The sequence below is a fragment of the Saccharopolyspora rhizosphaerae genome, assembly GCF_003931915.1.
In the GTDB taxonomy this organism is placed as follows: Bacteria; Actinomycetota; Actinomycetes; order Mycobacteriales; family Pseudonocardiaceae; genus Saccharopolyspora; species Saccharopolyspora rhizosphaerae.
Genome location: NZ_RSAA01000035.1, coordinates 548159 through 571509, shown reverse-complemented (window position 1 = coordinate 571509; position 23351 = coordinate 548159). Strand labels below are relative to the sequence as shown.

General features: G+C 69.7%; 21 protein-coding genes. 18 read left to right on the top strand and 3 right to left on the bottom strand.

All coding sequences use genetic code 11. The annotated features are described in order from the left end of the window. Positions 1–130: 130 nt before the first annotated feature. The 16 genes from EIL87_RS25625 to EIL87_RS25550 all read left to right on the top strand — a co-directional run bounded on the left by EIL87_RS25625 (position 131) and on the right by EIL87_RS25550 (position 18716). Positions 131–496, top strand: a complete 366-nt coding sequence (locus tag EIL87_RS25625; RefSeq protein WP_125093122.1) for an NADH-quinone oxidoreductase subunit A — start codon at positions 131–133, stop codon at positions 494–496. Between the two features lie 82 nt (positions 497–578). Next, the gene (locus EIL87_RS25620) at positions 579–1250 is read left to right on the top strand and encodes a NuoB/complex I 20 kDa subunit family protein (RefSeq protein WP_125093121.1); all 672 of its coding nucleotides are present in this window, start codon (positions 579–581) and stop codon (positions 1248–1250) included. A 5-nt stretch (positions 1251–1255) separates the two neighbouring features. Beyond that, positions 1256–2017, top strand: coding sequence for an NADH-quinone oxidoreductase subunit C (locus EIL87_RS25615; RefSeq protein ID WP_125093120.1), 762 nt, complete (start codon positions 1256–1258; stop codon positions 2015–2017). 19 nt (positions 2018–2036) lie between these two features. Next, the gene (locus tag EIL87_RS25610; protein ID WP_125093119.1) at positions 2037–3365 is read left to right on the top strand and encodes an NADH-quinone oxidoreductase subunit D; all 1329 of its coding nucleotides are present in this window, start codon (positions 2037–2039) and stop codon (positions 3363–3365) included. Continuing rightward, positions 3362–4117, top strand: a complete 756-nt coding sequence (nuoE, locus tag EIL87_RS25605; protein ID WP_125093118.1) for an NADH-quinone oxidoreductase subunit NuoE — start codon at positions 3362–3364, stop codon at positions 4115–4117. The genes EIL87_RS25610 and nuoE overlap by 4 nt, the downstream gene beginning before the upstream one ends. An 8-nt stretch (positions 4118–4125) precedes the next feature. Next, positions 4126–5424, top strand: a complete 1299-nt coding sequence (gene nuoF / locus EIL87_RS25600) for an NADH-quinone oxidoreductase subunit NuoF (RefSeq protein WP_125093117.1) — start codon at positions 4126–4128, stop codon at positions 5422–5424. Continuing rightward, a complete protein-coding gene (locus EIL87_RS25595) occupies positions 5421–7931 on the top strand; it encodes an NADH-quinone oxidoreductase subunit G (RefSeq protein WP_125093116.1) in 2511 nt (836 codons plus the stop codon). The genes nuoF and EIL87_RS25595 overlap by 4 nt, the downstream gene beginning before the upstream one ends. After that, on the top strand, positions 7928–9235 hold the full coding sequence (nuoH, locus tag EIL87_RS25590) for an NADH-quinone oxidoreductase subunit NuoH (protein WP_125093115.1): 1308 nt from the start codon (positions 7928–7930) through the stop codon (positions 9233–9235). Before EIL87_RS25595 ends, nuoH begins: the two co-directional genes overlap by 4 nt. Further along, positions 9222–9788, top strand: coding sequence for an NADH-quinone oxidoreductase subunit NuoI (nuoI, locus tag EIL87_RS25585; protein ID WP_125093114.1), 567 nt, complete (start codon positions 9222–9224; stop codon positions 9786–9788). Before nuoH ends, nuoI begins: the two co-directional genes overlap by 14 nt. Next, complete coding sequence (locus EIL87_RS25580; RefSeq protein WP_233576583.1) at positions 9785–10744, top strand: NADH-quinone oxidoreductase subunit J; 960 nt, start codon at positions 9785–9787, stop codon at positions 10742–10744. Before nuoI ends, EIL87_RS25580 begins: the two co-directional genes overlap by 4 nt. Then, positions 10741–11040 carry an NADH-quinone oxidoreductase subunit NuoK gene (nuoK, locus tag EIL87_RS25575; RefSeq protein ID WP_093414272.1) on the top strand — a complete coding sequence of 100 codons (300 nt, stop codon included), beginning with the start codon at positions 10741–10743 and terminating at the stop codon, positions 11038–11040. The genes EIL87_RS25580 and nuoK overlap by 4 nt, the downstream gene beginning before the upstream one ends. Before the next feature lie 23 nt (positions 11041–11063). After that, positions 11064–13046: an NADH-quinone oxidoreductase subunit L gene (gene nuoL, locus EIL87_RS25570; RefSeq protein WP_125093113.1), complete on the top strand. Its 1983-nt coding sequence runs from the start codon at positions 11064–11066 to the stop codon at positions 13044–13046. A 139-nt stretch (positions 13047–13185) separates the two neighbouring features. Next, positions 13186–14763 carry an NADH-quinone oxidoreductase subunit M gene (locus tag EIL87_RS25565; RefSeq protein WP_125093112.1) on the top strand — a complete coding sequence of 526 codons (1578 nt, stop codon included), beginning with the start codon at positions 13186–13188 and terminating at the stop codon, positions 14761–14763. Positions 14764–14783: 20 nt separating this feature from the next. Next, positions 14784–16325 carry an NADH-quinone oxidoreductase subunit NuoN gene (nuoN, locus tag EIL87_RS25560; RefSeq protein ID WP_125093356.1) on the top strand — a complete coding sequence of 514 codons (1542 nt, stop codon included), beginning with the start codon at positions 14784–14786 and terminating at the stop codon, positions 16323–16325. Positions 16326–16344: 19 nt separating this feature from the next. Then, positions 16345–17400 (top strand): polyprenyl synthetase family protein, encoded by a 1056-nt coding sequence (locus EIL87_RS25555; protein ID WP_125093111.1) that lies wholly within the window; start codon positions 16345–16347, stop codon positions 17398–17400. Between the two features lie 152 nt (positions 17401–17552). After that, entirely contained in the window at positions 17553–18716 is a 1164-nt protein-coding gene (locus tag EIL87_RS25550; RefSeq protein ID WP_125093110.1) for a sunset domain-containing protein, read from the top strand. Positions 18717–18723: 7 nt separating this feature from the next. Here the strand turns inward: EIL87_RS25550 and EIL87_RS25545 are convergent, their stop codons facing one another. Continuing rightward, a complete protein-coding gene (locus EIL87_RS25545) occupies positions 18724–19170 on the bottom strand; it encodes an Lrp/AsnC family transcriptional regulator (RefSeq protein WP_125093109.1) in 447 nt (148 codons plus the stop codon). A 74-nt stretch (positions 19171–19244) separates the two neighbouring features. Here EIL87_RS25545 and ddaH point away from each other — a divergent pair, with 74 nt between their 5' ends. Then, positions 19245–20096, top strand: coding sequence for a dimethylargininase (ddaH, locus tag EIL87_RS25540; protein WP_407690575.1), 852 nt, complete (start codon positions 19245–19247; stop codon positions 20094–20096). 51 nt (positions 20097–20147) lie between these two features. On the opposite strand, the gene EIL87_RS25535 is transcribed toward ddaH, so the two are convergent. Then, on the bottom strand, positions 20148–21056 hold the full coding sequence (locus EIL87_RS25535; RefSeq protein ID WP_125093108.1) for a YceI family protein: 909 nt from the start codon (positions 21054–21056) through the stop codon (positions 20148–20150). A 197-nt stretch (positions 21057–21253) separates the two neighbouring features. On the opposite strand from EIL87_RS25535, the gene htpX reads away from it, so the two are divergent. Continuing rightward, on the top strand, positions 21254–22129 hold the full coding sequence (gene htpX, locus EIL87_RS25530; RefSeq protein WP_125093107.1) for a zinc metalloprotease HtpX: 876 nt from the start codon (positions 21254–21256) through the stop codon (positions 22127–22129). Between the two features lie 298 nt (positions 22130–22427). Here the strand turns inward: htpX and rfbA are convergent, their stop codons facing one another. Further along, a complete protein-coding gene (gene rfbA, locus EIL87_RS25525) occupies positions 22428–23303 on the bottom strand; it encodes a glucose-1-phosphate thymidylyltransferase RfbA (protein ID WP_125093106.1) in 876 nt (291 codons plus the stop codon). Positions 23304–23351 lie beyond the last annotated feature (48 nt).

The following is a 23351-nucleotide window of genomic DNA, read 5'->3' as shown; positions in this document are numbered from 1 at the left end:
ACTACGGAGCCGGTTCGGCCGACCGCATAGAGTGCGGACCGAATGCCTGAGGCGTGACCTGCGTCTCGGCGGGGACTGACGATGTGTGTCCCGGGACACAGGAACCGGGGCCGGTTGGAGGGCAGCGAAGGTGCTCGACCCGTACATCCCGTTGGTGCTGTTGTTCGCGCTGGCGCTGGGTTTCGCGTTGTTCTCGGTCGCGATCGCACCGATCGTCGGTCCCCGCCGCTACAACAAGGCGAAGCTCGACGCTTACGAGTGCGGCATCGAGCCCTCGCCGCAGCCCGTCATGGGTGGCGGCCGGATGCCCGTCGCCTACTACCTGACCGCGATGTTGTTCATCCTCTTCGACATCGAAATGGTCTTCCTCTACCCGTTCGCGGTCTCGGCCGACGCCCTGGGGATGTTCGGCGTCGTCGAGATCGTGCTCTTCATCGCGACCGTCGGCTTCGCCTACGTCTACGTCTGGCGGAGGGGCGGCCTGGACTGGAACTGACCGGAGCGCTGCGCCCGGTCCGCCGGGTGCCCGAGATGGATCACAGGGACTAGCCGCAACGACGCGGGAAGGAGTGCCGGCGATGGGGCTCGAAGAGCAGCTGCCCAACGGCATCCTGTTGGCCAACGTGGAGAAGCTCGTCAACTGGACCCGGAAGACGTCGATGTGGCCGGCGACGTTCGGGCTGGCTTGCTGCGCCATCGAGATGATGACCGTTGGCGGATCCCGCTACGACATCTCGCGGTTCGGCATGGAGCGCTTCTCCGCCACCCCGAGGCAGGCCGATCTGATGATCGTGGCCGGCCGGGTGACCAACAAGATGGCCCCGGTGCTGCGCCAGATCTACGACCAGATGCCCGAGCCGCGCTGGGTGCTGGCGATGGGCGTGTGCGCCTCCACCGGCGGCATGTTCAACAACTACGCGGTGGTGCAGGGCGTCGACCACGTGGTGCCGGTGGACATGTACCTGCCGGGCTGTCCACCGCGCCCGGAGATGCTGCTCGACGCGATCCTCAAGCTGCACGCCAAGATCATGGACGAGCCGATCAACGCCAAGCGCGCGCAGGAGAAGCTCGAGCGCGGCGACCGCACGCCGATGATCCCTTCCTCCGTCCGCTACGCGCCGAAGAACGCCTCGCAGCGCAAGCGCGCCGAACGGCAGCAAGCCGCGCAGCGGCGCGAGATGGGCGGAACCGACGAGCTCGGTGCGTTCGAGAGCACGCCCGAGCGCCCGGAACTCAAGGCGGGTAGGTGAGTTCGATGGCGGAGAAGGAAACCACCCCGGCACCCGGCGAGCCCGGTTCCAGCGCCGAGCGCACGACGGACCTCGCGCCCACCGGCGCCGAACCGGCCCGGGCCGGAGCACCGATCTCCGGGCGGGAGCGCCAGGGCATGTTCGGCGTGCGCGGCACCGGCGACACCTCGGGCTACGGCGGGCTGCACCTGCCCGCCTACGTGCCGCAGGCCGCCGAGCGGCCCTACGGCGGCTGGTTCGACGAGGTCGCCGACGCGCTGTTCGACGCTTTGCGCGCCAAGGGGATTCCGGTCGACACCGTGCAGCAGGTGACCGTCGACCGCGACGAGATCACCTTCTACTTGCGCCGCGAGCACCTCGTCGAGGTCTGCCGCACCTTCCGCGACGACCCGGCGCTGCGGTTCGAGCTGTGCAGCTCGGTGTCCGGTGTGGACTACGGCCCGGAGGCGCCGCAGCGGCTGCACTCGGTCTACCACCTGACGTCGATGACCTACCGGCGCCGCGTCCGGCTCGAAGTCGCCGTGGACGTGGAGGACCCGCACCTCCCGTCGGTCGTGGCGGTCTACCCGACCGCCGACTTCCAGGAACGCGAAGCCTGGGACATGTTCGGGCTCATCTACGACGGACACCCGGCGCTGACCCGGATCTTGATGCCCGACGACTGGGACGGCCACCCGCAGCGCAAGGACTACCCGCTCGGCGGGATCCCGGTGGAGTACAAGGGCGCCGAGATCCCACCGCCGGACCAGCGCAGGGCCTACTCGTGATCGCGGAGAGGTGTGGACGATGACCACCGAACCACTCACCGGCGCGTACCCCGCCGAGTCGAGAGACACCACCGAGGGCCGCATCTTCACCGTGACCGGCGGCGACTGGGACGAGTTCCTGGACGAAACCGGCGGTGAGGAAAGGGTTGTCATCAACCTGGGCCCGCAGCACCCGTCCACGCACGGCGTTCTGCGCCTGGTGCTGGAGCTCGAAGGCGAGACGGTCACCAAGGCCCGCTCGGTCATCGGCTACCTGCACACCGGCATCGAGAAGAACACCGAGTACCGGACGTGGACCCAGGGCGTCACCTTCGTGACGCGCATGGACTACCTGGCGCCGCTGTTCACCGAGACCGCCTACTGCCTCGCGGTGGAGAAGCTGCTGGGGATCGAGGCGCCGAAGCGGGCCCAGACGTTCCGCGTGATGCTCATGGAGCTCAACCGGATCTCCTCGCACCTGGTCTTCCTGGCCACCGGTGCGATGGAACTGGGCGCGACGACCGGCATGACCTACGGGTTCCGCGAGCGCGAGGAAGTGCTGCACCTGCTGGAGTTCCTGACCGGACTGCGGATGAACCACGCGTTCGTCCGGCCCGGTGGTGTCGCGCAGGACCTGCCGGAGGGCTGGCAGGACAAGGTGCGCGAGTTCATCAAGGTCATGGACACCCGGCTGCCCGACTACGACAAGCTGTTCACCGGCCAGCCGATCTGGAAGCAGCGCCTGCAGGACGTCGGTCACCTGCCGCTGGACGGCGCGCTGCAGCTGGGCGTGACCGGTCCGCTGCTGCGGGCCGCGGGCTTGCCGTGGGACCTGCGCAAGGTCGAGCCCTACTGCGGTTACGAGGAGTTCGACTTCGAGGTGCCCACCAGCACCGCCGGCGACTGCTACGCCCGCTACTTCCTGCGGGTGCAGGAGATGCACGAGTCGCTGAAGATCATCAAGCAGTGCTTGGACAAGATGGAGTCCGGCCCGCACATGGTCGAGGACGCGAAGATCGCCTGGCCCGCGAAGCTGAGCATCGGCGCCGACGGCATGGGCAACTCCCTGGAACACGTCCGCAAGATCATGGGCCAGTCCATGGAGTCGCTGATCCACCACTTCAAGCTGGTGACCGAGGGCTTCGACGTGCCGCCCGGCCAGGCCTACGCGCCGGTCGAGTCGCCGCGCGGCGAGCTCGGCGCGCACCTCGTTTCCGACGGCGGCACCCGGCCGATGCGGGTGCACGTCCGCGAACCCAGTTTCGTGAACCTGCAGGCGATGCCCGCGATGTGCGAAGGCGGACTGGTGGCCGACGTGATCGCGGCGGTCGCCTCCATCGACCCGGTGATGGGCGGGGTGGATCGATGACCGAGCAGTTCGAGTTCACCACCACCGAGGAGCAGACCGGCACGGTCGACACCTCGGTGTTCGGCGAGGAGACCCGGGCCGAGGCGAGGCAGATCATCGCCCGCTACCCGGAGTCGCGGTCGGCGCTGCTGCCGATGCTGCACCTGGTCCAGTCGGTGCAGGGGCACGTCAGCCCGGCCGGTGTCCAGTTCTGCGCCGACGAGCTGGCGCTGTCGGTCGCCGAGGTCAGCGCCGTGGCGACCTTCTACACCATGTACAAGCGCAAGCCGTGCGGGCAGCACCTGGTCAGCGTGTGCACCAACACGATGTGCGCGGCGCTGGGCGGAGACGCGATCTACCGGACGCTCGGCGAGCACCTGGGCGTCGGGCACGAGGGCACCGCCGGCGAACCCGGCACCGAGGGCTCGATCACCCTCGAGCACGCCGAGTGCCTGGCCGCCTGCGACTTCGCGCCGGTGCTGCAGGTCAACTACGAGTACTACGACAACCAGACGCCCGAGCAGGCGCTGGAGCTCGTGGAAGCCCTGCAGCGGGGTGAGAAGCCGAAGCCGACGCGTGGCCCGGAGCTCTCCGACTTCCGGAGCGCCGAGCGCCAGCTGGCCGGGTTCTTCGACGACCTCGACGAAACGGTGACCGGCCCGTCGCTGGCGACCGAGACGGTGCGCGGTGCCGAGCTGGCCCGGGAACGCGGCTGGACCGCGCCGAGCATGCCCGATGACGCGGAACTCCCGCCGCTGCCGGAGAAGAAGTGAGGGTGGCCATGACCGAACCGAGCACCAGCCCGGTGACCCCGGTGCTGACCAAGCGGTGGCTGTCGCCGAACTCCTGGACGCTGCACACCTACGAGCAGCTGGAGGGCTACACCGCGCTGCGCAAGGCGCTGAAGGCCCACCCGGACCAGCTGATCGAGCTGGTCAAGGCTTCCGGACTGCGCGGTCGCGGCGGTGCGGGCTTCCCGGCGGGCGTGAAGTGGAGCTTCATGCCCAAGGACCCGGTCAAGCCGCACTACCTGGTCATCAACGCCGACGAGGGCGAGCCGGGGACCTGCAAGGACATCCCGCTGATGATGGCCGACCCGCACTCGCTGATCGAGGGCTGCATCATCGCGTCCTACGCGATGCGCGCCAACCACTGCATGATCTACGTGCGCGGCGAGGCGCTGCACCCGATGCGCCGGCTCACCCACGCGGTCCGCGAGGCCTACGCCGCTGGGTACCTGGGCAAGAACATCCTGGACTCGGGCTTCGACCTGGACATCGTCGTGCACGCCGGGGCGGGCGCCTACATCTGCGGTGAGGAGACGGCGCTGCTGGACTCCTTGGAGGGCAAGCGCGGGCAACCGCGGCTCAAGCCCCCGTTCCCCGCCGCGGCCGGTCTCTACGCGTGCCCGACGACGGTGAACAACGTGGAGACCATCGCCTCGGTGCCGTTCATCGTCAACGGCGGGTCGGACTGGTTCCGCGAGATGGGCAGCGAGAAGTCGCCGGGCCCGAAGATCTACTCGATCTCCGGTCACGTCGAGAAGCCCGGACAGTACGAGGCGCCGATGGGCACCACACTGCGGCAGCTGCTGGAACTCGCGGGCGGCATGAAGGACGGCATCCCGCTGAAGTTCTGGACCCCGGGCGGCTCCTCGACACCGCTGTTCACCGCCGAGCACCTCGACGTCCCGCTGGACTTCGAGGGCGCGGCCGAAGCCGGGTCGATGCTGGGCACCACCGCGGTCCAGGTGTTCAACGAGACGGTGTCGGTGCCGTGGGCGGTCATGAAGTGGACCCAGTTCTACGAGCACGAGTCCTGCGGCAAGTGCACGCCGTGCCGGGAAGGCACCTACTGGCTGGCGCAGGTGCTGGAGCGGATGGTCGACGGGCGCGGCAGCGAGGAGGACATCGACACCCTCCTGGACGTCTGCGACAACATCTTCGGCCGCTCGTTCTGCGCCCTCGGTGACGGCGCGGTCAGTCCGATCACCAGCGGTATCAAGTACTTCCGCGAGGAGTTCCTCGCGTTGTGCGACCAGAACAAGTCCGCCGCGGAACTCGTAGGAGCGGCCCGATGACCCTGGCACCCGAATCCGAAGCGCGCCCCGTCCCGGAGGGCCACGTCCGGCTCACCATCGACGGGATCGAGGTCGACGCCCCGAAGGGCGAGCTGCTGATCCGGACCGCGGAGCGGATGGGCATCACCATCCCGCGGTTCTGCGACCACCCGCTGCTGGACCCGGCGGGGGCCTGCCGGCAGTGCCTGGTCGAGGTCGAGATGAACGGCCGGGCCATGCCGAAGCCGCAGGCCTCCTGCACCATGACCGTCGCCGACGGGATGGTCGTCAAGACGCAGATCACCTCCCCGGTCGCGGACAAGGCGCAGCAGGGCGTGATGGAGCTGCTGCTCATCAACCACCCGCTGGACTGCCCGGTCTGCGACAAGGGCGGCGAGTGCCCGCTGCAGAACCAGGCGCTCAAGCACGGTCGCGCGGAGTCCCGCTTCCACGAGACCAAGCGGACCTTCGCCAAGCCGGTCCCGATCTCCTCGCAGGTCCTGCTCGACCGCGAGCGCTGCGTGCTGTGCCAGCGCTGCACCCGCTTCTCCAAGCAGATCGCCGGTGACCCGTTCATCGAGCTGCTGGAGCGAGGCGCGCTGCAGCAGATCGGCATCGGTGAGCAGCAGCCGTTCCAGTCCTACTTCTCCGGCAACACCATCCAGATCTGCCCGGTCGGCGCGCTGACCAGCGCGGCCTACCGGTTCCGCTCCCGGCCGTTCGACCTGGTCTCCACGCCGGGCCAGTGCGAGCACTGCGCGTCGGGCTGCGCGACGCGGACCGACTGGCGGCGCGGCAAGGTGATGCGCCGGCTGGCCGGGGACGACCCGGAGGTCAACGAGGAGTGGATCTGCGACAAGGGCCGCTTCGCCTTCCGCTACGCCAACGCGTCCGACCGCCTCACCCGGCCGCAGGTCCGGGACGGCGGCCGGCTGCGCGAGGCGTCGTGGACCGAGGCGCTGCAGGTCGCGGCGAAGGGCTTGATCGAGGCGCGCGAGGCGCACGGGGTCGGCGTGCTGCCCGGTGGCCGGCTGACCGTCGAGGACGCCTACGCCTACTCGAAGTTCGCGCGCGTCGCCTTGCGCACCAACGACATCGACCACCGCGCCCGGCCGCACTCCACCGAGGAGCTGCGGTTCTTGGAGTCCGCGGTCGTCGGCGTGACACCGGAGAACGGCGTCACCTACGCGGACCTGGAGAAGGCCCCGGCTGTGCTGTGCGTGGCGTTCGAGCCGGAGGAGGAGTCGCCGATCGTCTTCCTCCGGCTGCGCAAGGCCGCGCGGACCGGGAAGACGCAGGTCTTCCACGTCGCTCCGCGCACCTCGCCCGGCGTGGAGAAGACCACCGTCATCACCCACGCCGGGGGCCCGGTCCGCACCGGGTCGCTGGTGCCGTGCGCCCCCGGCGGCGAGGCCGCCGCGCTGAGCTCGCTGCCGTCCGACGTGGACGAAGCGCTGCAGCAGCAGGGCGCGGTGCTCATCGTCGGTGAGCGCGCCGCGGAGGTGCCGGGTCTGCTGTCGGAGGTGCTGCGCACCGCGCAGCGCACCGGCGCCCACGTCGCCTGGATCCCGCGCCGCGCCGGTGAGCGCGGCGCCATCGAGGCCGGTGCCCTGCCGACGCTGCTGCCCGGCGCCCGTCCGGTGGTCGACGAGAACGCCCGCTCCGAGGTCGAGCGGACCTGGGGCATGGCCCCCGGTTCGCTGCCCGCCGCGGCCGGACGGGACCTCGGCGAGATCCTGACCGCCACCGTCACCGGGGCGCTGTCCGGACTGGTCGTCGGCGGTGTCGACCCGGACGACCTGCCCGACCCGGAACTCGCCCGCAGGGCCCTCGAAGCGGCCGACTTCGTGGTCAGCCTCGAACTCCGGCCCAGCGCGGTGACCGAGCACGCCGACGTGGTGCTGCCGATCGCGCCCCACGTGGAGAAGAACGGCAGCTACCTCAACTGGGAGGGCCGCCACCGCGAGTTCGCCACCACCATCGACGGCACCGGCGCGCTGCCGGACTGCCGGGTGCTGGACACCCTCGCGGTGGAGATGGACGCCGACCTGTTCACCCAGAGCCCGGCCGCCGCGCGTGCCGAGCTCGACCGGCTCGGCACGCACACCGGTGCGCGCACCGCGGCGCCGGACGAGCCCGTGACGCACGCAGCGCACCCCGGCCCGGGCCAGGCGGTGCTGGCGACCTGGCGGCAACTGCTCGACAACGGTTCGCTGCAGGTCGAGGAGCCGAACCTGGCGGGCACCGCCCGCAACCGCGTCGCGATCCTCTCGCCCGAGACCGCCCAGCGCGTCGAGATCAGTTCCGGACAACGCCTCGAAGTCCGCACCGACCGGGGCGGGATCGTGCTGCCGGTGGAGATCGCCGAGATGCCCGACGGCGTGGTGTGGGTGCCGACCGACTCCGGCAAGGCCCGGGTCCACAAGGCGCTCGGCGCCGGCCACGGTGCGCTGGTGGACATCGCTCCGGTGAGCGGGGGACCTGAGACCAACGGCAGCTCCGCCCACCACCCCGGGGGGATCGCATGACCAGAACAGCCGAACTGCTCGCCGACGACCCGCTCTGGCTGATCCTGCTCAAGGTCGTGGCCATCTTCGCCTTCCTGGTGCTGATGACGCTGCTGACGATCTGGGCGGAACGCCGCGTCATCGGCCGCATGCAGCACCGCCCCGGCCCGAACCGCGCCGGGCCGTTCGGCATCCTGCAGTCGCTGGCCGACGGGCTGAAGCTGGCGTTCAAGGAGGACATCCGGCCGGTCATGGCCGACAAGTGGGTGTACTTCCTGGCGCCGGCGATCTCCGCGACACCCGCGCTGGTGTCGTTCTCGGTGATCCCGATCGGCCCCGAGGTCACCATCTTCGGCGAGCGCACCACGCTGCAGCTGGTGGAACTGCCGGTCGGCCTGCTGGTCGTGCTCGCCTGCGCCTCGATCGGCGTCTACGGCATCGTGCTGGCGGGCTGGGCCTCCGGCTCGCCGTACCCGCTGCTGGGTTCGCTGCGGTCAGCGGCGCAGGTGATCTCCTACGAGATCGCGATGGGCCTGTCGTTCGTCGCGGTCATCATGTACGCGGGCACGCTGTCGACCTCCGGCCTGGTCGCGGCGCAGGAGAACGGCTGGTTCTTCGCGCTGCTGCCGGTGAGCTTCCTGGTCTACCTGGTGTCGATGGTCGGTGAGACCAACCGGGCCCCGTTCGACCTCCCGGAAGCCGAGTCCGAGCTGGTCGGCGGGTTCCACACCGAGTACTCGTCGTTGAAGTTCGCGTTGTTCTTCCTCGCCGAGTACATCAACATGGTCACCGTCTCCGCGCTGGCGACGACGCTGTTCTTCGGCGGTTACCGCGCGCCGTGGCCGCTGTCGCTGATCGGCGACGGCGTGCTCAACACCGGGTGGTGGCCGGTGCTGTGGTTCCTCGGCAAGACGATCGCGTTCCTGTTCTTCTTCGTGTGGCTGCGCGGCACGCTGCCCCGCCTGCGCTACGACCAGTTCATGGACCTCGGCTGGAAGCTGCTGGTCCCGGTCAGCCTGGTGTGGATCGTGGCGGTGACGGTGATCCGCGCGCTGCGCAACAGCGAGGCCGTCAGCACCCAGCAGTTCATGATCGGCGGCGCGATCGTGGTGGCGGTCCTGGTCGCGGCCACGTTCCTCATCCCGGACCGCAAGCCCGCTGAGGACCCCGACGAGGTGCCGATGGCGGGCAGCGGGTTCCCGGTGCCGCCGATCGACCTGGAAGTCCCCAAGACCCCGCCGCGGCGCACCCCGGTGCGCAGCGGCACCGGTTCCGGCGAACTCGCGGGTCCGGAAGGCGAGGAGGCGCCCCATGGGAATGTTTGATCCGATCAAGGGCTTCGGCGTCACCTTCTCGACGATGTTCAAGAAGGTCGTCACCGAGGAGTACCCCGAGGTCAAGAAGGTCGCCGCGCCCCGGTTCCACGGCCGCCACCAGCTCAACCGGCACCCGGACGGGCTGGAGAAGTGCGTGGGCTGCGAGCTGTGCGCGTGGGCGTGCCCGGCCGACGCGATCTTCGTGGAAGGCGGGGACAACACCGACGAGGCCCGCTTCTCGCCGGGTGAGCGGTACGGCAAGGACTACCAGATCAACTACCTGCGCTGCATCGGCTGCGGGTTGTGCATCGAGGCGTGCCCGACGCGGGCGCTGACGATGACCAACGAGTACGAGACCGCGGACGACAACCGCCAGGACCTGATCTACACGAAGGCCGACATGCTGGCGCCCTTGCTGCCCGGCATGGAGCAGCCGCCGCACCCGATGCGCCTGGGCGAGGACGAGCAGGACTACTACGTCAACGGTCCCGATCTCGCCAAGCAGCGAGGCGTCCCGTCGGGGACGACGGTGGAGTCCGGTCCGGAGGTCGATGCCCGATGAGCACCGGAATCGTGCTGGCGCAGGCCGGAGACGTGGTCGGCACCGGGGAGACGGTGCTGTTCTGGGTCCTCGGCCCGCTGTCGCTGCTGGGCGCGCTCGGCATGGTCTTCGCCCGCAACGCGGTGCACTCCGCGCTGTGGCTGGTGCTGACGATGCTGAGCCTGGGCGTCCTCTACATGGGGCAGAGCGCGCCGTTCCTGGGCTTCACCCAGATCATCGTCTACACCGGCGCGATCATGATGCTGTTCCTGTTCGTGCTGATGATGGTCGGCCGCGACTCGTCGGACTCGGTGGTGGAAGTCCTGCGCGGGCAACGGCTCTGGGCTGGCATCGGCGGTGTCGGGCTGGCGGCGCTGCTGGTCTCGGGTCTGGCCCGGTCGCTGACCTCGGTGCAGACGGCCGCACCGCTGGACCCCTGGCAACCGGCCGGTGGCGGTGCTGGCGGTCTCGGTCGGCTGATCTTCACCGACTACCTCTTCCCGTTCGAGCTGACCTCCGCGCTGCTGATCACCGCGGCCGTCGGCGCGATGGTGCTGGCCTACGGCGGCAAGGGCCGCGGCCCGCGCCTGAGCCAGCGGGAACGCGCCAACGCCCGGTTCCGCAGCGCGCGGCCCTCGCCGCTCCCCGGTCCCGGTGTGTTCGCCACGGCCAACTCGGTCGCGGTCCCGGCGCTGCTGCCGGACGGTTCGGTCGCCCCCGAGTCGCTGTCCGAGCTGCTGGAGAACCTGCCCGCCGAGGAGCTCCAGGAGGAGCGCCGCGCGGTCGCGGGCGATGAACCGGAGCCCGACCCGCACGCGCTGACCGGCGAGCCCGAGGTGCCCGAGCAGAGCGGGTCCGGCGGGGCCGAGGAGCCGGTCACCGAGGCCGAGCCCGAGGTCCCGGCCCCCGCCGACCCCCACGGCAACGGTCACTCCACCGCTCGCTCGGAGCACGCCACCGAGGAGGTTCACCAGTGACCCCCACGTACTACCTGCTGCTGTCCGCGCTGCTGTTCTCCATCGGCGCGGTCGGAGTCCTGGTGCGGCGCAACGCCATCGTGGTGTTCATGTGCGTCGAGCTGATGCTCAACGCGGTCAACCTGACGCTGGTCACCTTCGCCCGCATCGAGGGAACGGTGCACGGGCAGGTCATGGCGTTCTTCGTGATGGTCGTCGCGGCCGCCGAAGTGGTGGTCGGCCTGGCCATCATCATGTCGATCTTCCGGACGCGTCGCTCGGCCTCGGTCGATGACGCCAACCTGCTCAAGTACTGAGAGGGCGCGTGGTGACGGCAAAGATGCTTGAAACCGCAGCGGGGGTCGCCGACGCGACCGGTCCCGCGCAGTCCTACGCCTGGCTGCTGATCGCGTTCCCGCTGGTGGGTGCCGCGGTCCTGCTGATCGCGGGACGACGGGCCAACGGCTGGGGCCACCTGCTGGGGTCGGCCACGGTGCTCGCCTCGTTCGCCTACGGGCTCTGGCTGTTCACCTCCGTCGCCGGCAGCCCCGAGGGCGAGCAGGTTCGGGAACTGCAGCTGTTCTCCTGGATCCCGGTCGACGCGCTGCAGGTCGATTTCGGGCTCCGGCTGGACCCGCTGGCGATGGTGTTCGTGCTGCTGATCACGGGTGTCGGTTCGCTGATCCACCTGTACTCGATCGGCTACATGAGCCACGACCAGCAGGGGCGCACCGGTTCGGCCAACACCGAGCGCCGCCGGTTCTTCGGCTACCTGAACCTGTTCGTCGCCGCGATGCTGATCCTGGTGCTGGGCAACAGCTTCGTGACGCTCTACCTCGGCTGGGAAGGCGTCGGCCTGGCGTCCTACCTGCTGATCGGGTTCTGGCAGCACCGCCCGTCGGCGGCTGCGGCGGCGACCAAGGCGTTCGTGATGAACCGCGTCGGTGACGTCGGCCTGGCGCTCGCGATCTTCCTGCTGTTCGCCAACCTCGGCACCACCCAGTACGCGGAGGTCTTCGCCCGCGCCGGTGAGCTCTCGCCCGGCGTGCTGCTGGCGATCACCCTGCTGCTGCTCCTCGGCGCCTGCGGCAAGTCCGGCCAGGTCCCGCTGCAGGCCTGGTTGCCGGACGCGATGGAAGGCCCGACTCCGGTCTCCGCGCTGATCCACGCCGCGACGATGGTCACCGCGGGCGTCTACCTGGTCGCCCGCTCCAACCCGCTGTTCTCGCTCTCGCCGGGCGGGCAGCTGGCCGTCACCGTCGTCGGTGCGGTGACGCTGCTGGTCGGGTGCGTCATCGGTTGCGCCTACGACGACATCAAGAAGGTCCTGGCCTACTCCACGGTCAGCCAGATCGGCTACATGATGCTGGCCGTGGGGCTCGGACCGGCCGGGTACGCGCTGGGCATCATGCACTTGCTCACCCACGGCTTCTTCAAGGCCGGGCTCTTCCTCGGCGCCGGTTCGGTGATGCACGGCATGAACGACGAGGTCGACATGCGCAAGTTCGGCGGCCTCGCCCGGTACATGCCGATCACCTTCACCACGTTCGGGCTCGGCTACCTGGCGCTGATCGGGTTCCCGTTCCTGTCCGGCTTCTACTCCAAGGACGCCATCATCGAAGCGGCGTTCGGCCAGGAGGGTTGGCGCGGCTGGGTCTTCGGCGGTGCCGCGATGCTGGGCGCGGGCATCACCGCGTTCTACATGACGCGCCTGGTGCTGATGACGTTCTTCGGCGAGAAGCGCTGGCAGAACCTCAAGGCCTCCAACGGCCAGGAGTTCCACCCGCACGAGTCGCCGGCGATCATGACCGGCCCGATGATCGTGCTGGCCGTCGGTTCGGTCGCGGCGGGCGGGTTCCTCGCCGGCGGCGACCGGCTGGTGACGTTCCTGGCCCCGTCGCTGGGCGAGCTGCAGGAAGCTCCGCACACCGCTGTCCCGCACGCGCTGATCCCCGTCCTCACGGTGGGTCTCTCGGCGCTGGGCGCGCTGATCGCGTGGCTGGTGGTGGGGCGCAAGCCGGTTCCGGTGGAACGCCCGGCGAACGTGTCGCCGGTGGTGCGGGCGGCCCGCGCCGACCTCGGCGGCAACGCGCTCAACGACCTGGTGGCGGTGCGCCCGGCCTTCGGCCTCACCAAGGGCCTGCTCGTGGTGGACCGCAAGGGCGTGGACGGCACGGTCACCGGCATCGCTTCGCTGCTGACGTTCAGCTCCAGCCGGATGCGGCGCTGGCAGACCGGGTTCGTCCGGTCCTACGCCCTGTCCATGCTCTTCGGCGGGGTCCTCGTGGTCGCCGCCCTGATGGCAGTGGGGATCCCGACATGACCAGCACCTCCGCCCTCGCCCCCGCCGGCGGTCGGGGCACCGTCGAACGTCTCGCGAAATGGGGAAGCCGCACGGCTTCGGCGACCGGCACTGGTCGCGGTGGACCGGTCCGGCCCAGTGAGCTCCGGGAGGAGATCCGATGACCCTGCTGCTCGCCTTGGTGCTGCTGCCGATCGTCGGGTCGGTGGTGGTGGCGCTGCTGCGCGGCAACACCGGCGTGGCGAAGTGGACCGCGCTCGGGTTCTCCCTCGCCGAACTCGTGGTCGCCGCGGCCGCCTGGTCCGCCTACGACCCGGCCGGACCGCGGATGCAGCTGACCAGCTCGATCCCGTGGATCCCGTCGTTCGACATCAACTTCTCGTTCGGCGTCGACGGCATCGCGCTGGTGATGATCCTGGTCATCGCCGTGCTCACCCCGCTGGTGCTCGGCTACAGCTGGGGCGAACGGCTGCCGGAGGGCCGCACGCACGGCGGGTTCTTCTCGCTGCTGCTGCTCGAGCAGGCGCTGACGGTGGCGGTCTTCGCAGCCACCGACGTGTTCCTGTTCTACGTGCTCTTCGAGATCATGCTGATCCCGATGTACTTCCTCATCGGCGGCTACGGCGGTGAGAACCGCACCTACGCCGCGGTGAAGTTCTTCCTGTACTCGTTCCTCGGCGGCCTGATCATGCTGGCCTCGGCGATCGGCGCCTACAGCTACAGCGCGCAGGTCACCGGTGAGGGCACCTTCGACTGGGCCAAGCTGGTCCCGATCCTGTCGGACGCCCCGGCCACCGTGCAGATCTGGCTGTTCCTGGGCTTCTTCGTCGCGTTCGCGATCAAGGCCCCGCTGGTCCCGTTCCACACCTGGCTGCCGGACGCCGCGCAGCAGGCGCCGATCGGCGTCGCGGTGATCGTGGTGGGCGTGCTGGACAAGGTCGGCACCTTCGGCTTCCTGCGCTACAGCCTGCCGCTGACCCCGCTGGCCTCGCAGCAGCTGGCGCCGGTGGTGCTGGCGCTGGCGGTGCTCGGCGTGCTCTACGGCTCGCTGCAGGCGTTCGGGCAGACCGACCTCAAGCGGTTCATCGCCTACGTCTCCATCGCGCACTTCGGGTTCATCGCGCTGGGGATCTTCGCGTTCACCTCGCAGGCGCACGTCGGCGCGGTGTCGTACATGATCAACCACAGCATCGCCACGGGCATGCTGATCCTGGTCATCGGCATGATCATCGTTCGCGGCGGGTCCACCCGGATCGCCGACTACGGCGGTATGGCGAAGGTGACCCCGCTGCTGGCGGGCACGCTGCTCATCGCCGGGCTGAGCACCCTGTCGCTGCCCGGCACCAACTCGTTCATCAGCGAGTTCCTCGTGCTGATCGGGTCCTTCCCGACCCGTCCGGTGCACACGGTGCTCGCCACGATCGGCATGGTCCTGGCCGCGGTCTACGTGCTGTGGCTGTACCAGCGCACGATGCAGGGCCCGGTGCGCGGTGACGCGCTGCTGGGCACCGCGGGCGGCCCGGGGGCGGTGACCGACCCGAACCGCGAAGGCGCCCACCGGCTCCGGCTGGCCGACCTCGGTGCGCGGGAGATCGCCGTGCTGGCCCCGCTGATCGTGCTGATCGTCGGGCTCGGCGCGTACCCGAAGCCGGTGCTGGACGTGATCAACCCGTCGGTCGCGGCAACCATGAGCGAGGTCGGCGTCACCGACCCCGTGACCTCGCAGGGAGGTAACTGACAGTGGGATTCCCGAGTCAGCTGGGTTTCGTCGAGATTCCGCCGATCGACTACGCGGCGATCGCGCCGGTGCTGGTGATCCTCGGTGCCGCCTGCCTGGCGATCCTGGTCGAGGCGTTCCTGCCGCGGCACCAGCGCTGGTCGGTGCAGGTCGGGCTGAGCCTCGCCTCGATCGTCCTCGCCGGCGTCGCGCTGGCGGTGTTCGCGCGGTCCGCCGGGACGGGCGTGACCACGCTGTCGGACTCGTTGGCCATCGACCCGCCGACCCTGTTCCTGTGGGGCACGCTGCTGGCGCTGGGCCTGGGTTCGGTGCTGCTGATCGCCGACCGCTCGGTGGAGCCGGGCGGTGCGTTCGTGGCCGAGGCCGCTCCGGCCGAGGGCCCGGGGACGATGAGCCGCGCCGCCGCGTCGGCGACCGGGATGCGGACCGAGGTCTTCCCGCTCGCGCTGTTCTCCCTCGGCGGGATGATGGTGTTCTGCGCCTCCAACGACCTGCTGACGATGTTCATCGCGCTGGAGGTGCTGAGCCTGCCGCTGTACCTGATGTGCGGGCTGGCCAAGCGGCGGCGCTTGCTCTCGCAGGAGTCGGCCGTGAAGTACTTCTTGCTCGGGGCCTTCGCCTCCGCGTTCTTCCTCTACGGGCTCGCGCTGCTGTACGGCTACGCGGGTTCGGTGAAGCTGCAGGCGATCGCCGACGCGACTGCCGGTTCGGAGCGCTCGGACACGCTGCTGTTCGCCGGTCTCGGCCTGCTGCTGGTGGGTCTGCTGTTCAAGGCCTCGGTCGGCCCGTTCCACACCTGGACCCCGGACGTCTACCAGGGCGCCCCGACCGCGGTCACCGGTTTCATGGCCGCCTGCACCAAGGTCGCCGCGTTCGGCGGGATCCTGCGCGTGCTGCAGGTCGCCTTCGAGGCTTCCAGCTGGGAGTGGCGCGGCGTCGTGTGGACGATCGCCGTGGTGTCGATGGTCATCGGTGTGGTGCTGGGCCTGACCCAGCGCGACATCAAGCGGATGATCGCTTACTCGTCGGTCGCGCACGCCGGGTTCATGCTGCTGGGCGCGCTCGCGCTGTCCGACCGCGGGCTGGCGGCGACGCTGTTCTACCTGTTGGCCTACGGGTTCACCACGCTCGCCGTGTTCGGTGTGATCAGCCTCGTGCGCCGTTCCGACGGTGAGGCAACTCACCTTTCGGACTGGGCCGGCTTGGCGAAGCGTTCACCGCTGGTCGCCTGGGTGTTCACCTTCCTGCTGCTCGCCCTCGCCGGCATCCCCATGACCAGCGGTTTCGTCGGGAAGTTCGTGGTCTTCGAGGCCGCGCTGACCGACGGCATGGCACCCTTGGTGGTGGTGGCCCTGGTGGCCAGTGCGGTTGCGGCCTTCTTCTACCTTCGTGTCATCGTGCTGATGCACTTCCAGGAACCGGCTGCGGACGGCCCCACCGTCAGCGTGCCGGGTGCGTTCACGACGGCGGCGATCACGCTGGGCGTGGTCGTGACGCTGTTGCTGGGCGTGTTGCCGACGTTGGCGCTGGACTGGGCGAACGTCGGCGGCTTCGTGTCGTAGAGTGCTCGCCCGTAGGGCGATGTGGGGGAGCGAAGGCGACGGTGACGTGAGCAGGCCAGCGGATGACCCGATCAGTGAACTGAAGGCGGCCGGGTTGGGTGGTTTCCAGATCACCGACGCCGAGCTGGCCAACTCGGTCAAGCAGGGCATGGCGCGCGTCGAGCAGCTGCTACACGACGAGGTGCGCAGTGACCTCGACTTCGCCACGCGCACCTCGCTGCACCTGGTCGACGCGGGTGGGAAGCGGTTCCGCCCGCTGTTCGTGCTGCTCGCCGCCCAGTTCGGCGACGACACGACCGACGAGGTGATCAAGTCCGGCGCCGTGGTGGAGATGATCCACCTCGCGACGCTCTACCACGACGACGTGATGGACGAGGCCACCATGCGGCGGGGCGCGACCAGCGCCAACGCGCGGTGGGACAACTCCGTCGCGATCCTCACCGGCGACTTCCTGTTCGCCAAGGCCTCGCAGCTGATCGCCGACCTCGGCGCCGAAGCGGTCCGCCGCATGGCGGCGACCTTCGAGGCCCTGGTCACCGGCCAGATGCGGGAGACCGAAGGTGTCCGGGAGGGCGACGACGCGGTCGAGTTCTACCTCAAGGTGATCTACGAGAAGACCGGTTCGCTGATCGCGACCGCCGCCCGGTTCGGCGCCTGGTTCTCCGGTGCCGACCAGGCGACGATCGAGTCGCTGGAGCGCATCGGCAAGCTCATCGGCACCGGGTTCCAGATCTCCGACGACATCATCGACATCGCCTCGCCGTCGAAGGAGTCCGGCAAGACGCCGGGCACAGACCTGCGCGAGGGGGTCAAGACCCTCCCGATGCTCTACGCGCTGGCCGACGAGGACTGCCCGGCCCGGCTGCGCGACCTGCTGGGTCGCCCGCTGTCCTCCGACGCCGAGGTCGAGGAGGCCCTGGAGCTGTTGCGCGAGTCCCGCGGACTGGAGCGCACCCGGGGCACGCTGCAGGAGTTCGCCGACGACGCGCGCAAGGAGCTCGCCTCGCTGCCGGCCGTGCCGGCCCGGGAGGCGCTGGCCTCGTTGGTCGACTACGTGGTCGCCCGCACCTGGTGACCCGGGCTTCCGGTTCGTGCTGAAGCCGCTGTCTTGAACTCGCCGGATGGGTCACGAGCGGGCCGAAGAGGTACCGGCGCGCGTCGCAGGCGTGGTAGGAACCCGGGAGTGACCGGCGGAGGTGCTGGAACCCCGGAGGAGGGACATCGCTCGTGATCACCTGGCTGTTCACCCAGGTGTGGCTGTGGAGCCTCGCTGCTTTCCTGCTGGGTGCTCTCGTCACCTGGGCGTTGTTCGTCCGGCCGCTGCGCCGCCGCCTGGAGGAGGAGCTGGCTCGCCCGCACCACTCCGTGCACGACGAAACGCTCTACGACGAGCCGGTCCACGAGGACGACGACGGCACCGAGCGCTTCGCCGAGCAGGCCGAGCACCAGCCGGCCCCGCTGGAGCTGCTGGACCAGCCCCGGCAGTGGGAGGAGCCCGAGGAGCCGCAGTTCGAGGAGTGGGACCGCAGGCCTCGTCCGTGGGTGGCGCCGGAAGCGACTCGCACGACCGCTGCGGAGACCCACCACCTCCCCGAGCCGGAACAGGAGCCGGAGACCGACAACACGTGGTTCCGCAACCCCGAGGTCGAAGAGACCCGGGTCGAGCCGCGCCCGTCGCAGTTCCCCCCGGGAGCCGACGAGGAGGAGGACTCCGGCCAGTTGTCGGGACAGCTCAGGTCGCTGTTCGAGCCGGAGTCGGCCGGGGATGCGCAGGAGCCGTGCACACCGCCGGTCGGCGCCGACGCCACCCAGGTCATCCCGAGCGTTCCCGCCGAGCAGGAGCAGTCCTCGCCGGCCACCGACGGTTCTGACGAGACGCCTGCCGGGGCGCCGCTGCCGAAGCGGACCCCGCAGTCGCGCGGCGAGCCGACCCGTCAGGTCGATCTCCCGCAGATTCCGGACGCCCTGCGCCGGCACGTCGAGAACGGCCGTCCGCTGCCGCAGAGCGACAGCTACGAGGACCCGGCGGAGATCACGCTGGTCGAGGACTCCTCCCCGTTGCCGCGCCGGACACCGGGCGCGGGGCCGCACCCGGGCCGCGACTCCACGTGGGAGCAGCGTTCGGAGGCCCCGGCGAAGTCCGAGCCCGAGCCCGCGACCGAGGCCGAACCCACGCCACCGGCCGCTGCCGCCTCCAGCGCTCCGGCGACGCCGCAGGGTGGGAGTTCCGGGACCGGCCCGATGATCAAGGGCCACTCGGCGTCCCGTCAGTACCACACCCCGGACTCCCCGCAGTACGACCAGATCACCGCGGACGTCTGGTTCCGCACGCCGTCCGACGCCGAGATCGCCGGGTTCGCGCCCTGGCACGCGGACCAGCCGCGCAACTGACGAGACGTCAGTCGGCCCGCTGGGGTTGGCGCTCCAGCAGGCGGGAGAGCACGACGGTGGACACCGTGCGGGAGACGAAGTCGACCTCCCGGAGCCGCTCCATCGCCTCCTCGAGGTGGTGGATGTCGGCGGCCCGCAGGTGCACGATCGCGTCCGCCTGGCCGGAGACGGTGTAGAGCGCGACGATCTCCGGCAGCGGCTCCAGCCCGCTGCGGATCCGGTGGGCAGGGACGTTGCCGCGGCAGTGGACCTCCACGAACGCCTCGGTGCCCCACCCCAGCGCCTCGGGGTCGACCACCGCGGTGAAACCCTGCAGGACGCCCTGGTCGAGCAGCTTGTCGACCCGTCTCTTCACCGCGGGCGCGGACAGCCCGACGTCCGATCCGATCTCCGCGTAGCTCGCTCGCGCGTCCGCGACCAGGTGCGAAATGATTCGTTGGTCCAAGGCGTCCATACGCAACATCCTGCCGCAAAGTGCGAACGGAACGGCGTTGATGGTAGGTATCCACACAGCATAGATTTCGATTCATGACGGCAACATCGGCGCGATCCACCGAGACGTCGGCGGGCCAGGCCACCCGGCGCCACTACCTGATGTGCCCGCCCGCGTACTTCACCGTTGAGTACGTGATCAACCCGTGGATGGACCCGGACCAACCGGTCGACACGGCGCTGGCCGTGGCTCAGTGGGAAGAGCTGAAGAACACCTACCTCCGGCTCGGCCACACCGTGGACACCATCGAGCCGCAGCCGGGCCTGCCCGACATGGTGTTCGCGGCCAACTCCGGGACCGTGATCGAGGGCCGCGTCCTGGGGGCGAAGTTCCGCGCGCCCGAGCGCGCGGCCGAGGCCGAGCACTTCCGCCGGTGGTTCCTCGCCCACGGCTACCGCGACGTGGTGATGCCGACCCGGATCAACGAGGCGGAGGGGGACTTCGCCTGGACCGGCGAGGTGCTGCTGGCCGGGACCGGTTTCCGCACCGATCCCGCCGCGCACGCCGAGGCGCAGGAGTTCCTGGGGGTTCCGGTGGTTTCGCTCAACCTGGTCGACGAGCGCTACTACCACCTGGACACGGCGCTGTTCGTGCTGGACAAGGCGCCGAACGCGCAGATCGCCTACTTCCCGGAGGCCTTCTCGGAGGGTTCCCGGCGGGTGCTGGCGAGGATGTTCCCGGACGCGGTGATCGCCGACGAGGCGGATGCGGCCTGCCTCGGCCTCAACGGCGTCTCCGACGGACGCCACGTGGTGCTGCCCGAGGAGGCCACCGGCTTGGCCAAGCAGCTGGACGACCGGGGCTACGAGGTGATCCCGCTGGACATGTCCGAGCTGCGGAAGTCCGGCGGTGGCCCCAAGTGCTGCACGATGGAGCTGCACTCCTGAGGGGACGACAACGGCTGCGTGACGGGGTCCGCGCAGCCGTTGTCGCTGTCGTCACTCCACGACGGCCTGGACGCCCAGCTCGATGCTGATCGTCGGGCCGACGACCGCGATGCCCTTGGCGAGCGTCGCCTGCCAGTTCACCGAGTAGTCCTCGCGCCGCAGGGTCGCGCTGGCCTCGCAGGCGACCCGCAGGTCGTTGTCGAAACCGGGGCCCTGGAACTTGCGCTGGCCCAGGTAGACGGTCTGCAGGTCCACCGGGCTGGTGGTGCCGCGCAATGTCAGCTGGCCGCTGACGTTCCAGCGGTCCGACCGCAGGTGCGTCAGCCGGTTGCTCCGGAAGTAGAGCTTGGGGTGCGACTCGACGTCGAGGAAGTCGGCCGACCGCAGGTGGTCGTCGCGCATCTGCACACCCGTGTCGATGGAGGCGGCCTCCATGACGACCTCGATCCGGGAGTCCTCGAAGCGCGGCGCGACCTCGATCACGCCGTCGAACTCCTTGAACTCGCCGTGGATCTTGGACATCCCGATGTGCTGGGCCACGAACCTGATCTCGGTGTGGTACGGGTCGAACCGGTAGCGGCCCGGCTGGGGCAGCTGCAGCGAGTCGTCGGGCACGATGCCGATGCTGCCGAGCGGGGAGTGCTGGTTGACCTGCACCTGCACCTTGGTGCTGAACCGGCGGTAGCCGCCGGCGGCGACGGACAACCGGTGCGTGCCGGGGGCCACGGAGAGGACGAATCCGCCGTAGCCGTCGGTCTTCGTCTCCGCGATGATCTGGTTGAGCCGGTTGACGATCGTGACGTTCACGTCGGGGAGGAGGGCGCCACGCTCGTCGTGCACCTGACCGCTCACGAGGCCGCTGTCGAGCGGTCGTGGGTGCAGCGAGGCCCCGCCGCCGGGAGAGTGCGTCGGGGTGCCGGGGCTGGCCGACCATCGTCGGCGCAGCTTGGCGAAGACCATGGAGAATCCCTTCTGAGCACCCTCCAGAGGGGGGAACCGGAGGATGTCGTTCGGTTTGCTCGTGCTTAGTCCGTTCAGCCTAGATCGGAAGTCGGTTTCACCCGATCGGGTGGCCTAGTTGCATTCAGCACATCCGTTCGGCGGAACCGTGCGAAGCCCCCACGCGTTTTCCAGTTGAACCACGGGCGGAGGCAGAGGTGCGCAGTCATTTCAACGGTCTGAAAACCGCAGTGCTGCTCGGTGGCATGAGCGCGCTGGTGCTGCTGGTCGGAGCGATCTTCGGTCGGGCCGGCCTGGTCATCGGACTCGTCGTGGCGCTGGGCATGAACGGGTACGCCTACTTCAACTCGTCCAAGCTGGCGTTGCGCTCGATGCGTGCCCGGCCGGTGTCGGAGGCGGAGCAGCCCGCCATGTACCGGATCGTGCGGGAGTTGGCGACATCGGCCAGGCAGCCGATGCCGGCCCTCTACGTCAGCCCGACCCGCGCGCCCAACGCCTTCGCGACCGGCCGGAACCCGCGCAACGCGGCGGTGTGCTGCACGACGGGCATCCTCGAGCTCCTCGACGAGCGGGAGCTGCGCGCGGTGCTCGGCCACGAGCTCTCCCACGTCTACAACCGCGACATCCTGATCTCCAGCGTGGCCGGTGCGCTGGCGAGCGTGGTGACGTTCCTGGCGAACTTCGGCATGTTCTTCGGCATGTTCGGCGGCCACGACGAGGACCGCCCGAACCCGTTCGCGATGCTGCTGGTGGCGCTGGTGGGACCGATCGCGGCGGCCGTGGTGCAGATGGCGGTGAGCCGATCGCGCGAGTACCAGGCCGACGCCTCCGGGGCCGACCTCACGGGCGACCCGCTGGCGCTCGCCTCGGCGCTGCGCAAGCTGGAGCGGGGCACCCAGGCGGCACCGCTGGCGCCGGAACCGCAGCTGGTGTCGCAGTCCCACCTCATGATCGCCAACCCGTTCCGCCCGGGCGAGCGCCTGACGAGGCTGTTCTCCACCCACCCGCCCATGGCGGAGCGGATCTCACGCCTCGAAGGCATGGCCGGCAGGCAACTGCCCCCGATCCGCTAGCAACGTCGGTAGCTGTTCCACACGAGAGACTCACCCAACACCGCCGCAAGCCCAAGGCGGCCGCGGCACCAGCCGCTCCCGCAGGTGCATTACCTCACCCGCGTCAGGCGGTTCGCGGCGGCACCGCTTCTCCCGGTTCCGGACGCAGTTCGCACCGCCGCAGGTTCTGAGCGGCTTCGTGGCGAGTACGCCACGATGCCGTGCATCAGCCCACATCAGGAGTGGCGCACGGAGCCACGGCGCAGCTCAGGTTCTGCCACCCGCACCGCTGAGCGGAGAAACCGCCAAGAAGAGGGGATCAGGAGCCGGCTTTGCGGGCTACTTCCATGACGTACTCGCCGTAGCCGGACTTGGCCTGCTGGGCCCCCAGCTCGTAGCACGCCTCGGCCGAGATGAACCCCATCTTCAGCGCGATCTCCTCCAGGCAGGCGATCCGCACGCCGGTGCGGTGCTCGAGGACCTGCACGAACTGCCCGGCCTCCAGCAGCGAGTCGTGTGTGCCGGTGTCCAGCCAGGCGAACCCGCGGCCGAGCTCGGTCAGGTGCGCGCGGCCTTCACGCAGGTAGGTGAGGTTGATGTCGGTGATCTCCAGCTCGCCGCGTGCCGACGGAACAAGCCCCTTGGCGATGTCGACGACGGCGTTGTCGTAGAAGTACAGGCCGGTGATCGCCATGTTCGAGCGGGGTTCCGCGGGCTTCTCCACGATCGACAGCAGCTTGCCGTCTTCGTCGACCTCCCCGACCCCGTACCGCTGCGGGTCCCGCACCGGGTAGCCGAAGAGGGTGCATCCCTGCAGGTCGCGCACGCAGTTGCGGAGGATCCCGGAGAAGCCCTGGCCGTAGAAGATGTTGTCGCCGAGCACCAGGGCCACCGGCTCGTCGGCGACGAAGTCGGCTCCGATGACGAACGCCTCGGCGAGCCCGTTGGGCTGCGGCTGCTCGGCGTAGGAGATGTCCAGCCCGAACTGCGACCCGTCGCCCAGCAGGCGCTGGAACATGGGGAGGTCGGAAGGTGTGGAGATCAGCAGCACTTCCCGGATCCCGGCCAGCATGAGCACCGAGAGCGGGTAGTAGATCATCGGCTTGTCGTAGACCGGGAGGAGCTGCTTCGACACCGCCTGGGTGAGCGGGTGCAACCGAGTCCCGCTGCCTCCGGCCAGCACGATCCCCTTCACAAAGCCCCTTCCCGAGCAGCTGTCCGCCCTGCGCACAGTGGTGTGCGC